The organism is Frondihabitans sp. PhB161, from assembly GCF_003814635.1.
In the GTDB taxonomy this organism is placed as follows: domain Bacteria; phylum Actinomycetota; class Actinomycetes; order Actinomycetales; family Microbacteriaceae; genus Frondihabitans.
On sequence record NZ_RKQW01000001.1, the window covers coordinates 697,754 to 710,140 of the forward strand.

The window sequence follows — 12,387 nt, forward strand, 5'->3', positions numbered from 1 at the left end:
GCCGACAAGTGACCTTGGGTAGAACCCGTGTGCAAACGCGGGTCTTCTACGGTATTTACGGAGGAAAACCATGGCAGCAACCTGCCAGGTGACTGGAGCCGTTCCCGGCTTCGGGCACAACATCTCGCACTCGCACCGACGCACGAAGCGTCGTTTCGACCCGAACGTGCAGAAGAAGACGTACTACGTGCCTTCGCTGCGCCGTAACGTCACGCTGACGCTGAGCGCCAAGGGCATCAAGGTCATCGATGCTCGCGGCATCGAGAAGGTCGTCAAAGACCTCCTCGCACGTGGGGAGAAAATCTAATGGCAAAGAGCCAGGACGTCCGTCCGATCATCAAGCTCCGCTCGACGGCGGGCACCGGTTTCACGTACGTGACCAAGAAGAACCGTCGTAACAACCCCGACCGTCTCGTGCTGAAGAAGTACGACCCGGTCATCCGCAAGCACGTCGAATTCCGCGAGGAGCGCTAAACATGGCCAAGAAGAGCATGGTTGCGAAGAACAACCAGCGCAAAGTGATCGTTGCTCGCTACGCGACGAAGCGACTGGAGCTGAAGAAGGCTCTGATCGACCCGAACGGCACCGACGAGAGCCGCGAGGCCGCTCGCGTGGGCCTGCAGAAGCTCCCGCGCAACGCGTCGCCGGTCCGCGTCCGTGGCCGCGACGCCATCGACGGCCGCCCCCGCGGTTACCTCAACGAGTTCGGTGTCAGCCGTGTGCGCTTCCGCGACATGGCTCACCGTGGCGAATTGCCGGGCATCACGAAGTCTTCCTGGTAGGTTCTGAGGCGGTTCCCCAGGGGTTTTACCCCTGGGGTCCACTCAGATCCGTCGGTCGCCGCCACCGCGGCGACTGCCCCAAAGAAGTACGCGTGCCACACACAACGTGTCCGAGGAGGACAACACATGGCTGACAAGTCACTGAACCGCACCGAGCTCGTCGCAGCTGTCGCCGCCGAGTCGGGCCAGAGCCAGGCTGCAGTGAGCGGCGTCGTCGACGCTCTCTTCTCCGTCGTCTCGAAGAACGTCGCTGACGGCACCAAGGTCACCATCCCGGGATGGATCGCCTTCGAGAAGACCCACCGCGCCGCACGCACCGGCCGCAACCCGCAGACCGGCGAGGCTCTCGAGATCGCCGCCAGCGACAGCGTCAAGGTCAGCGCCGGCTCGAAGCTCAAGGCCTCGGTCAAGTAACTCAGGCCACACCTGTTCCACAGAAGGAGCGGATCACGACTCAGGTCGTGATCCGCTCCTTCTGGTTTTCGGCGATCAGCAAGCTCGCCTAGGCTTTCCGGGTGCCCCGCCTCTCCCGACTCGCCGCCCCGGTGCTGCTGGTCGCAGCAGGCCTGGTCGCTCTGCTCGCAGCCCTCGTGTTCGGCGGTGCCGCAGCGCCACTGCCCCTGTCGGATCCTGGAGCGGTCGTCCGGTTCGGTCTGCCGGTCGCCACGTTCCTCACCGAGCTGGGCGCGTCGCTCACCATCGGCACCCTGGCTCTGGCCTGCTTCGCGCTGACTCCGGCCCGGCCCGAGTGGGGACGTGCTCTCGACATCGCCTCGGCCGGAGCGCTGTTCTGGACCCTCGCCTCGAGTGTTGCCGGGTTCTTCACGTTCCTCAGCGTCGCCGGAGTCGCGCCGGCCCTCGACGAGAAGTTCGGGCAGTCGCTGGCGTTCTTCTTGACCGGCACCGACCTCGGGCTCGCCTGGTTGATCTCGACCCTGATGGCGGCGACCGTCACCGTGCTCTGCTTCGCCGTGCGGTCGGTCGGTGGAGTCTTGGTCGTCGCACTCCTCGCCGCGGGCGCGCTCGTGCCGATCGCCCAGCAGGGGCACGCCGCCGGCACCGCCTCCCACGCGGCGGCCGTCTCGGCGCTCGGGCTGCACGTGATCGGCGCCGCGGTGTGGCTCGGCGGGCTGCTGGCAGTGGTGCTGCTGCGCCCGGTCATCGAGCGGGCTCGGCTCGCGGTGGTGCTGAGCCGCTATTCGTCGATCGCCCTGGTCTGCTTCGTGATTGTCGCCGTCTCGGGCCTCGTCAGCGCGCAGATCAGGATCGGCACCTGGCCGGCACTCGGGTCGGCGTATGGGTTGCTCGTCGTCGTGAAGGCGGTGCTGCTCATCTTGCTCGGCCTTTTCGGAGTGGTCCATCGTCGCGTCGTCATCGAGCGTGTTGCCGGCGCCAATGCCGGAACCAGCGTCGGACGGCAGACGCAGCGCGCCTTCTGGTGGTTCGTCACCGCCGAGATCGCCTTTCTCGGGCTCGCCTCCGGCGTGGCCGCTGCGCTGGCTCGCACGCAGACACCGGTGTCGCAGTCCGTCGCGAACGACACGGCCGACCTGACGCCCGCCGAAGTGCTGACCGACGTGAAGCTGCCGGCCGAGTTCACGCCGAGCCGCTGGCTGACGGCGTGGAACATCGACCTGGTCTGGCTGCTCGGCGCCGTCTTTCTCGCGGCGTTCTACCTCGTGGGGGTGGCTCGGCTGCGGCGGCGCGGCGACTCGTGGTCGGTGGGGCGGACGGGTGCCTGGATCCTCGGTCTCGTCGTACTGGTCTTCGCCACGAACGGCGCTCTGAACGTCTACTCGCCGTATCTGATGAGCGCGCACGTCGTCCAGATAGCGGTGGCGGCGTTGGTCGTGCCCGTGCTGCTCGTGCGTGGCGCACCGTGGACTCTGGCGTTACTCGCGATCGAGAAGCGCACCGACGGCAGCTCGGGCCCGCGAGAGTGGATGCTCGGCATCGTCCAGTCGCGCGGAGCGGCCTGGCTCACGCACCCCCTGGTCGGCGGGCCGCTGCTGGCGGTATCGGTCTGGGCCGTCGTCTGGTCGCCGCTGCTGCGGTGGACGGCGACCACCGACCTCGGCCGCTTCTGCCTGATCGCGGGCCTCGTGCTGGTGGGCTGGCTCTTCGCGCAGTCGATGGTCGGTCTCGACCCCGTGCCGGTGCGGGCCGGGGCGAGGCTCAGGATCCTGCTCGGCGCAGTGGCACTGCTCGCCGTCGGTGCAGTCGGTGCCGCTCTCGCCCTCACCCCGGGGCTCCGGCTTGCAAACTGGTACGGCGCCATGGGCCGCACCTGGGGGCTACCGCCGCTGGCCGACCAGCAGGCGGGCGGGTTCGCGCTCGTCGCAGCCGCGCTCGTGCTCGCTGTCGCGGTCGGTGCTGTCGGTGTCGCCGCGCGCGAGCGCTGAGACGGGCGCGGCGGTTCAGAACTCTGGCAGAACCGGCCCGATAGCGGGACTATCGGGCCGAAAGTGCGGTTTTTGCCAGAGTTCTGAACGCTCGTCGGGTCGAGACGAGGCTTAGACGGCGACGGGCGCGGGGGTCTCGGCCAGAAGCTCGCGTACCATCGGCGCCACCTCGCGGCCGTAGAGCTCGATGCTCTTCATCATCTGCTCGTGCGGCAGGCTACCCATGCTGTAACGCATGTCGAAGCGCGTCGCGCCGAGTAGACGCATGTTGTGCGCGATCTTGCGGGCAACGGTCTCGGGCGATCCCACGTAGAGGGCACCCTCGGGGCCGGCCGTCGAGAGGTACTGCTCCCGCGAGTAGGGCGGCCAGCCGCGCTCGCGTCCGAGCTGGTTCGTCTGGGCCTCCTGGTACGGGTAGAGGATCTCGAGGGCCTCGGCGTCGGTGGCCGCGATGAAGCCCGGGGAGTGCATGGCGATCGGCTGAGGAGCGTGCCCGAACTGATCGAGGGCTCGACGGTAGAGGTCGGAGTAGGGCGCGAACTGGGCCGGGCTGCCGCCGATGATCGCGAGGAACAGGGGGAGGCCGTAGTGCGCCGCGCGGATGACCGACTGCGGGCTGCCGCCGACGCCGACCCAGGTCTTGATGGTGCCGCTCTCGGGGCGCGGGTAGACCCACTGGTCGGTGAGGGCGCCGCGCTTGGTGCCCTCCCAGGTGACAGGGGCGTCTTTCAGCAGCTCGGCGAAGAGGTTGATCTTCTCCTCGAAGAGCACCTCGTAGTCCTGCAGGTCGAGGCCGAACAGCGGGAACGACTCGGTGAACGAGCCGCGGCCGAGGATGACCTCCGCGCGCCCGTTCGACAGGGCGTCGACGGTGGCGAAGCGCTCGTAGACGCGGACCGGATCGTCGGACGAGAGCACCGTGACTGCCGAGCCGAGTCGGATCCTCGAGGTCTTCGCAGCGATGGCCGCGAGCACGACCTCGGGGGCCGAGACGGCGAAGTCGACGCGGTGGTGCTCGCCGACGCCGATGAAGTCGAGACCGACCTCGTCGGCGAGGACGGCCTGCTCGACGAGGTTGCGGATGGTCTGGGCGTGGCTGAGCAGAGTGCCGTCGAGCGGGGTGCCCGAGGCGGTCTCGGTCACGTCGCCGAAGGTGTCGAGGCCGAGCTGGATCGCGGCGGGATCGAGGGTAGGAAGCTCGCGCTCCGGGTTGCTGGCGGTGGCCATGGTGTCCCCATTTCTATGCGTATGCATATTCAATCACGAAGGGGGTCGATTTGTTCCCCATCAGCGCAGGGATGACACTGTGCGACCCACCATTCGCGCATCTCGGACGCGGCGCTCGTACGTCGCGGCGACCACGATGAGCAGAACTCCGCCGACGCCCGCCCACAGCCACCACGGCACCGACGTCGTCACGAGCACTAGTCCCGGCCAGAGCTGGGCGATCGCGTGCAACACGGCGACGCCGCCGCCGACCAGGAGCGGCGCCTGGAGCCGGAGCCGCGCACCGGCCAGGAGGCTCGCGACAGCGAGCACTCCCACGGCCACCAGGCGCGGCGTCTGAACGTCGACGTAATCGGCCAGGAGCCCGGGCAGGAGCAGCACGAGGATCCCGAATCCCAGGGCGCGCCACGAGCCCACGGCCGTATCGCGACCGAGCCGCAGGGCCCCTGAGACCAGGGCGGCGACCGCGACCGGTGCGGTCACCGTCTCGAACGGCACCGATTCCGTGAGGCCGCCGAGCAGGGCTACTGCGGCGATGGCTGACGCGGCGACGAGGGCCGCCTGGCGAAGGCGGATCGCCAGCCCGCTCCTCGCACGAGCGGGGCCTCCGAGTGCGCTGGCCAGACAGCAGACGGCGAGAGCGACGACGGCGGTCACCGGTCGCTGCCAGTCGACGGCCGCGCCGAAAAGACTCGAGAGAAGCGGAACGAGCTCGGGAAGGGCGAACACGGCCACGGCCACCACGGCGAATACGGGAGCCACGGCCCTCAGGCGGCGCCGAGGATCCCGCGCGGCGTCGACGGAGTCACCCCGGTCGCGCGACCACAGCACCGCGATTCCCAGCGCGAGAAGAGCCGCCGCCGACGACCAGGCGTCGGGGTGGGCTGCGGCGATCGCGGCGGGGGAGCCCAGCGCCATCGTCAGACCGGTCGCGACGATGCCCACCACGGAGCCGGCGGCCAGCGTGGTGCGGACGTCGACGCGGGTGCGCCCGAGAGTCGTGGCGGCGATGCCGGCGAGGGTGGCCGCGGCGATGACCAGGATCGGTCGGACCAGAGGCCCCTCCGGTGAGGCGATGATCGACGGCAGGAGAGCGGTGGCGACTCCGACGCCGAAGAGCAGGGGGAAGACCGGGTGCGGGTGCGCGGGGTGAGGGGCCGAGCCGTGCGCGAACCGGAGGGCGAGCGCGGGGAGCCCGAGGGCCAGAAGAGCCAGGAGCGCGGCCAGGGGAAGCGAGTACGCCTCGACGACGGTGACGCCGGCATCGGCCAGTACCGACCACAGTGCCGTGATCGCGAGCACGGGTGCCGCCCAGGCCACGTGGTGTCGGAGGTGGGCGCCGGTCAGCGCGGCAAGCGGCGACGAGCCCGGTGTCGACGCGATGACCAGGGCGGCGATCGCGAGGACTGCCAGCGTCGGCCACGCGGGCGCCGAGAAAAGCGCAGCGGCCGAGGTCACCAGCCCGGCGGCGACGAGCGGGGCGTCCCAGGCGAAACGACGCGAAGTCGCACTGCCCGACGGCCCCCGCAGGAGCACGCGGGAGGCGATCGCGAGGCCGAGCACCGTTACGGCGAGGAGCAGCCAGCGTGTCTCGTATACCAGCGAGCCCGCGTTCAGCAGGCGGTCGGCGCTGGCGATCACGGCCGCGGGCGTGATGAAGGCAGCGGCGAGACGCTCCGCGTCGCGCTCCGGTGCCGGGACGACCAGCCAGACGAAGGCCGTGATGGCGACCAGGGCGAGGAGAGTCGCGGCCGCAAGGCCGGTGCCTGAGGGAGCGACCCCGAAGACGACGCCGGCGACCGCGAGCGCGGCGACGGCGGTGGCGGAGACGACCCGGAGGTCGAGGAGCGGAGCGCGGCGGAGCAGCGGGATGATCGGCGCGGTGGCGACCACCAGCAAGCTCACGATCGCCGTCAGGATGACGCAGGCGGTGGCGGCACGGCCACCGGGATCGCCGCCGGTCGGAGCGAGCCAGGCCGGGATCCTGAGGGCCGCGGTGACGACAACGAGCGAGACGGCCAGTGTCACCAGCGGCGCGATGATCCGCGCGGTCGCCTTCGGGAGCGATCGTGTCGACAGCACCCGGAGTCCGACGAGGAGAGACACGAGCAGGAGCAGGGCAGGAATCCACAGCGACTGAGTCAGAGGGGACTGTGCGAAGAGCAACCCGGCGGCGACCGCCACGGTCGTGCCGGAGACGCCCCGCGACACGCGCCCGTCTCGGAAAGCGGCGAGGGCCAGGCCCCCGACGAGGGCGGTCAGCGTCAGGTCGCCGGGCGGCAGGGACGTCGACAGGGCGGCGCCGACGAGAGCGAGTGCCAGGACGGCCTCCGCCGTGGTCGTCACGGCACGCCGCACAGCCGGCCGCGGCCGGAGGAGGGCCACAGCGGTCGCGGCACCGAGGGCGGCGAGAGCGAGGCCGAGCGCCGACACGGTGAGTGGAAGGATCTCGTCGGATGGTGCCGCGCGAGACGCTGCGGTCAGGTCGGCGAGGAAGGGCGCCGCGTCGGACCAGCTGACGAGTCGTCCGCTGACGCCCCCGGCCACCACGACGCTCAAGACCGTCGCGACGACGGCGAGCACGACGAGACCGGACCACGACGCCCGTGCGAGTGCGGCCCGCACGACCGGTCGGCGCTCGGACGCAGCCCGGGAGGCGAGAGCGAAGGCCAGCACGACGAGGGCGATCGACAGGGGCAGGATCCAGGCGGCCGCGGTGTCGAGACCGGCTCGCACAGCCGCGTCGAACGGGAGCAGGGCCAGAGTCACCCCGGCTGCGGCGGACGCGAATCGGCCCGGCCCCGATCGAGAGCCGGTCACCCCGCGGATTGCGAGGACCATGAACAGGGCGACCGACACGAGCAACGGAACGACCCAGCCGAGTGCGGCGTCGCCCGGGAGCGCGAACGCGGCCAAGGTCGACACGACCAGCGGGCCGGTCGAGGTGACCCGGATCCACGCTCGGTCGGTGCGGTCGCGTGCGAGCCGGGCGGCGGGGGATCCTCCGCTCCTGTCGAACAGGGTCGGGACGATCCAGACGGCGGCCGCAGCGGCCCCACCTGCCCAGAACCGGGTGGCCGAATCGGCGGCGAGGCCGGACGCGAGACCGAGAGCGGCCAGCGGCAGGGCGACGAGTGAGGCGCGGACGAGCGAGTGGAGGCCGGTCAGGCGGGAGGTGACGAGGAGCGCGACCGCGGATCCTGCGCCGAAGATCCCGACGAAGAGGAGCGGGTCGAGGCGGCCCGATCCGAAGAGCCCCTGGCTGCGGATGAGAAGGCCGTCGAGGCCGAGGAGCACGGCGGCGAGCACGCCGAGGCCCTCCGCGGTTCCCGGGAGGCGACGGTGCAGGCGGGTGGCGATGCCGAGCACGGCGGCGACCACGAGCAGCAGCAGGCCCGAGCGGACCCCCGCCGACGTGACGAGGAACGCCACGAGCGAGAAAAAGACGGCCGTCACCGAGACGAGCACGATGCCGACGGTGAGGAGGAGGACCTGGACGCCGCTTCGACCGGACGGGGTCTTCTCGAGTCGGGTGCTGCGGGGCGGCGTCGGCGGGCGAAGCGACGGCAGCGGCGATGCGGGCGGCGGGGCGGCCTGCGCGTCGCCGGTCTCGGCGGCGCGCAGCAGCGACGACAGCCGGGCGATCTCGTCGGCGGCCTCGGCGTCTTGACGAGCCATGTCGAGTCGCAGCTGGTCGATGAGCGCGCGCCGTTCGAGGTCGACCGCCAGCAGGCGATCCGAGTTCTCGGCGAGCCGTGCCGCGACCGGACCCACGAGGCGGAGGCCGCAGTGCGGGCAGGTCGTCCCGTCGAGCGTCGTGAAGCAGGCGGGGCACAGGGTCCGATTGCTCAGCACGGTCGCTGAGGGGGGCCAGACCGTGGTCGGGTGCTCGTCGATGTCGTCCTCCGAAGTGAAGCCCCAGCGGGAGGTGGGGTGGCGCAAACGTAGTGGAGGGCGGCGGGGCATATCGAGAGGCACTGTTGCCCCTACCCGGTCGCGGTGCGGCGGCGGGCAGGATCCTGAGCGGTCGACTTCGTGAGTGACCCCACGTCTGGGTCGCACGAGGACTGGGGGGTGAGGCAGGCCCGCGCTCCCTCTAGGATCATCCTCATGTCGACCAGCGACGCGTTCGCACAGGGTGGCCCCCACGGGCGCCACGCCGAGATCGACGCTGCCGCGCGCACGATCGCCTTCTCGTTCGGTTTGTCGGGCATCACGCTTCGACGCCTGGCATCGACAGCCGGTCTGAGCCCGGGTGACATCGCCGCGCACGAGCCGTCGATGACCGCGCTCGTCGCCCGCACGTTCGAAGAGCTCGCCGGGATCGAGCTCAACGAGGCGCGGCGCGACATCGCCGGTTTCGACTCGGCACTCGAAGCCCTCCGCCTTCTCGTCGGCAGCCTGCTCGAAGACACGCACGGCAACTTCAACTCCGTCTGGGCCGACGCCTGGTCGATGGGCCGCCACAACGTCGCCCTCGCGCGGGCCGCCCGGGACAACATGACCGCCTGGCACGAGCTGATCTGCTCGGTCGTGCGTCGCGGCATGGAGGGGCGCGAATTCGAAGGATCCGACTCCGACCTCGTCGCCCTGCAGTTCTTGGCCCTGATCGACTCCATCACGGCCTACTCGCTCGTCGACTACCGCACTCCCGCCGAGCGCTCGCACCTCATGCGGCGGACGCTCGAGGTGTCGCTGGGGTTGGCTGCGGGTTCGCTCTAGCTCTTGCTCTAGCTCTGACTCGTGTGTGCGCGGGTGTCTCGATCGTCTCCGGGGTGCCAGAACGTCGCCGAGCACCGCCCGAGTGCGACGGAACGGCATTGACGGTCTCTGGCGTCTAACGATTGGGTAGGCCAACCCGTTCTTCCCGCTGCTGTTCCCGCACCGTGATGGAGACTCCCATGACCACACCGACCACGACGACGCCGACGCAGCCCGTCGACACCAAGGGCCTCAAGGGCGGATCGCTCGGCCTCGTCTCGAGCGTGGTCGTCGGCATCGCGTCGACCGCTCCGGCGTACAGCCTCGCGGCGAGCCTCGGGTTCATCGTCATCGGCGGCACGCTCGTCGCGGGTGTGCACGCGCCGGGCATCATCCTGCTGGCGTTCGTGCCGATGTATCTCATCGCGGTCGCCTACCAGGAGCTCAACAAGGCCGAGCCCGACTGCGGCACGACCTTCACCTGGGCGTCGCGGGCCTTCGGCCCGATCACCGGCTGGATGGGCGGTTGGGGGATCATCGTGGCCGACGTGATCGTCATGGCGAACCTCGCCTCGATCGCCGGCTCGTACTCGTTCACGTTCGTCGGCAGCTTCGGGCTGCCGGCCGTCGCCGCCCTGTCGAGCAACGTGTTCTGGTCGACCGCCGCGGGCATCGCCTGGATCGTCGTCATGACGTACATCTGCTACCGCGGCATCGAGATCTCGGCGCGGCTGCAGTACTTCCTGCTGGCGTTCGAGGTGATCATCCTCATCTTCTTCGCCGTCTTCGCGCTCGTCCGCGTCTACTCCGGCAACGCCGAGTCGTACTCGCTGATGCCGTCGCTCGATTGGTTGAACCCGTTCACGCTCGGCCCGGGAACCATCGCCCCCGCGATGCTTACGGCGATCTTCATCTACTGGGGTTGGGACACCGCGGTCTCGATCAACGAAGAGACCAAGGATCCCGAGAAGACGCCGGGTCGTGCGGCCATCATCTCGACGGTGCTCCTGCTCGTGACCTATGTGCTGGTCGCCGTGGCCACCATCGCGTTCGCCGGAGTGGGCGACCAGGGCATCGGCCTCGCCAACGAGGACAACGCGCTGGATGTCTTCTCGTCGGTCGGTCCGGCGCTGTTCGGGGGAGGGGCGGTGGGCTCGATCCTGATGGCTCTGCTCGGCTTCTCGATCCTCACCAGTGCTTCGGCCTCGACGCAGACGACCATTCTGCCGACCGCGCGCACCTCGCTCTCGATGGCGGTCTACAAGGCCCTGCCCGAGCAGTTCGCCCGCATCCACCCGAAGTACCTCACCCCGACCTGGTCGACCATCGGCATGGGCATCGTCTCGGTGGCCTTCTACCTGATCTTCACTCTGATCAGCGTCGACCTGCTCAGCGCCCTGATCGGCTCGATCGGCCTGATGATCGCCTTCTACTACGGCCTCACCGGCTTCGCCTGCGTCTGGTACTACCGCAGAACGCTCTTCACCTCGCCGCGGAACTTCATCATGCGCGGTCTCTTCCCCCTGCTCGGCGGACTGTCGCTGCTCGGTGTCTTCGTTTACGGGGTCTACGCCTTTGCCGCTCCCGACTGGCTGACCGACGCCGACGGCAAGAACATCACCATCATCGGAATCGGTGCGCAGGCGGTCGTCGGCATCGGGGGCCTCCTCGTCGGAGTGGTGCTGATGCTGCTCTGGCGGTGGCGCCGGCCCGAGTTCTTCCGCGGCGAAACACTCGTCAAGCGCAGCGACTACGTGCTCGCCCCCGGGGAGGGTGTCGTCGCGAACTTCGGTCTGCCCGATTCGGGATACTTTCCGACCGTCGTCGCCTCCGACCTGTCGAACCTGCCCACCGGAGCGATCGCGATCGACACCGAGACCGGAAAGCGAGTTCGCGGCACCCGTCGCACCGGTGTCGCGCCGGCGTCGCCGAACGTTCCCACCAGCCCCTCCGATCCATCCGACTCCAACGAACGGCCCTAGCTCCTCATGAAGATCCTCATCATCGGCGCCGGCGGCGTCGGCTCCGCCGCCGTGCGCATCGCCGTGCGCCGCGACTTCTTCGACACGCTCGTGGTCGCCGACTACGACCCCGCCCGCCCGACCGCTCTGGTCGCCGCCGTCGGTGACGCGCGCCTGGTCGCCGCCCAGGTCGACGCCTCGTCGGCCGCCTCGGTCGCCGAGCTCATCCGCGCGCACGAGATCACCCACGTGCTGAACGCGGTCGACCCGCGCTTCGTCATGCCGATCTTCGACGGCTGCTTCGATGCCGGTGCGACCTACCTCGACATGGCAATGAGCCTGTCGACACCGCACCCGACCGACCCGCACACCCAGACCGGCAAGAAGCTCGGAGACGACCAGTTCGCCGTGGCGTCCGACTGGGCAGACAAGGGAGCGCTGGCTGTCGTGGGCATCGGCGTCGAGCCCGGTCTCTCGGACGTCTTCGCGCGCTACGCCGAAGACGAGCTCTTCAGCGAGATCGACGAACTCGGCGTGCGCGACGGGGCGAACCTCGTCGTCGAGGGCTACGACTTCGCCCCCTCTTTCTCGATCTGGACGACCATCGAAGAGTGCCTCAACCCGCCCGTGGTGTTCGAAAAAGAGCGCGGCTGGTACACCACGGCGCCGTTCTCCGAGCCGGAGGTCTTCGACTTTCCCGACGGCATCGGGCCGGTGGAGTGCGTCAACGTCGAGCACGAAGAGGTGCTCCTGATGCCGCGGTGGACCAAGGCGAAGAAGGTGACGTTCAAGTACGGCCTCGGCAACGAGTTCATCGAGGTGCTCAAGACTCTTCACATGCTGGGCCTCGACAAGACCGAGCCGCTGGAGGTCAAGGGAGTGAAGGTGGCGCCGCGTGATGTGGTGGCGGCCGGGTTGCCGGATCCTGCGACCCTCGGCGACAAGATGAGCGGCAAGACCTGCGCGGGCGTGTGGGTGAAGGGCACCGGCAAAGACGGCAAGCCGCGCTCGACCTACCTCTACCACGTGGCCGACAACGAGCAGACGATGGCGGAGTACTCGTCGCAGGCCGTCGTCTGGCAGACGGCGATCAACCCGGTGATCGCGCTCGAGCTACTGGCGACGGGTGTGTGGTCGGGGGCCGGCGTGCTCGGGCCCGAGGCATTCGACGCGCGGCCGTTCCTGTCGCTGCTCGCCGCCGATGCGCCCGAAGGTTATGGCTCGCCGTGGGGGATCGAGGAGAAGGCTCTGTAGCTGGCGTTGGCGTGGCACGCCCTACGCGGGCGGCGGTCGAGGTGGCCTTGGAGCCACCTC

At 69.5% G+C, this 12,387-nt stretch carries 10 protein-coding genes; 8 read left to right on the forward strand and 2 right to left on the reverse strand.

Annotation, left to right across the window (positions count from 1 at the left end; translation table 11 throughout):
• Positions 1-70 precede the first annotated feature (70 nt).
• The 5 genes from rpmB to EDF39_RS03465 all read left to right on the forward strand — a co-directional run bounded on the left by rpmB (position 71) and on the right by EDF39_RS03465 (position 3,184).
• Positions 71-307: a 50S ribosomal protein L28 gene (rpmB, locus tag EDF39_RS03445; protein ID WP_055961461.1), complete on the forward strand. Its 237-nt coding sequence runs from the start codon at positions 71-73 to the stop codon at positions 305-307.
• Positions 307-474, forward strand: a complete 168-nt coding sequence (gene rpmG, locus EDF39_RS03450) for a 50S ribosomal protein L33 (RefSeq protein WP_055961458.1) — start codon at positions 307-309, stop codon at positions 472-474. Before rpmB ends, rpmG begins: the two co-directional genes overlap by 1 nt.
• A 2-nt stretch (positions 475-476) precedes the next feature.
• Entirely contained in the window at positions 477-782 is a 306-nt protein-coding gene (rpsN, locus tag EDF39_RS03455) for a 30S ribosomal protein S14 (RefSeq protein WP_055961455.1), read from the forward strand.
• 126 nt (positions 783-908) lie between these two features.
• Complete coding sequence (locus EDF39_RS03460) at positions 909-1,196, forward strand: HU family DNA-binding protein (protein WP_055961452.1); 288 nt, start codon at positions 909-911, stop codon at positions 1,194-1,196.
• Between the two features lie 101 nt (positions 1,197-1,297).
• Positions 1,298-3,184 carry a cytochrome c oxidase assembly protein gene (locus EDF39_RS03465; RefSeq protein ID WP_123940512.1) on the forward strand — a complete coding sequence of 629 codons (1,887 nt, stop codon included), beginning with the start codon at positions 1,298-1,300 and terminating at the stop codon, positions 3,182-3,184.
• 111 nt (positions 3,185-3,295) lie between these two features.
• Here the strand turns inward: EDF39_RS03465 and EDF39_RS03470 are convergent, their stop codons facing one another.
• Both EDF39_RS03470 and EDF39_RS03475 read right to left on the reverse strand, forming a co-directional pair.
• Complete coding sequence (locus EDF39_RS03470) at positions 3,296-4,411, reverse strand: LLM class flavin-dependent oxidoreductase (protein ID WP_123940514.1); 1,116 nt, start codon at positions 4,409-4,411, stop codon at positions 3,296-3,298.
• A gap of 60 nt (positions 4,412-4,471) precedes the next feature.
• Entirely contained in the window at positions 4,472-8,389 is a 3,918-nt protein-coding gene (locus EDF39_RS03475) for an SCO7613 C-terminal domain-containing membrane protein (RefSeq protein WP_123940516.1), read from the reverse strand.
• 132 nt (positions 8,390-8,521) lie between these two features.
• Here EDF39_RS03475 and EDF39_RS03480 point away from each other — a divergent pair, with 132 nt between their 5' ends.
• The 3 genes from EDF39_RS03480 to EDF39_RS03490 all read left to right on the forward strand — a co-directional run bounded on the left by EDF39_RS03480 (position 8,522) and on the right by EDF39_RS03490 (position 12,327).
• On the forward strand, positions 8,522-9,133 hold the full coding sequence (locus EDF39_RS03480; RefSeq protein ID WP_123940518.1) for a TetR family transcriptional regulator C-terminal domain-containing protein: 612 nt from the start codon (positions 8,522-8,524) through the stop codon (positions 9,131-9,133).
• 179 nt (positions 9,134-9,312) lie between these two features.
• Positions 9,313-11,094: an APC family permease gene (locus EDF39_RS03485; protein WP_123940520.1), complete on the forward strand. Its 1,782-nt coding sequence runs from the start codon at positions 9,313-9,315 to the stop codon at positions 11,092-11,094.
• Positions 11,095-11,100: 6 nt separating this feature from the next.
• The gene (locus EDF39_RS03490) at positions 11,101-12,327 is read left to right on the forward strand and encodes a saccharopine dehydrogenase family protein (protein ID WP_123940522.1); all 1,227 of its coding nucleotides are present in this window, start codon (positions 11,101-11,103) and stop codon (positions 12,325-12,327) included.
• Positions 12,328-12,387: the final 60 nt, after the last annotated feature.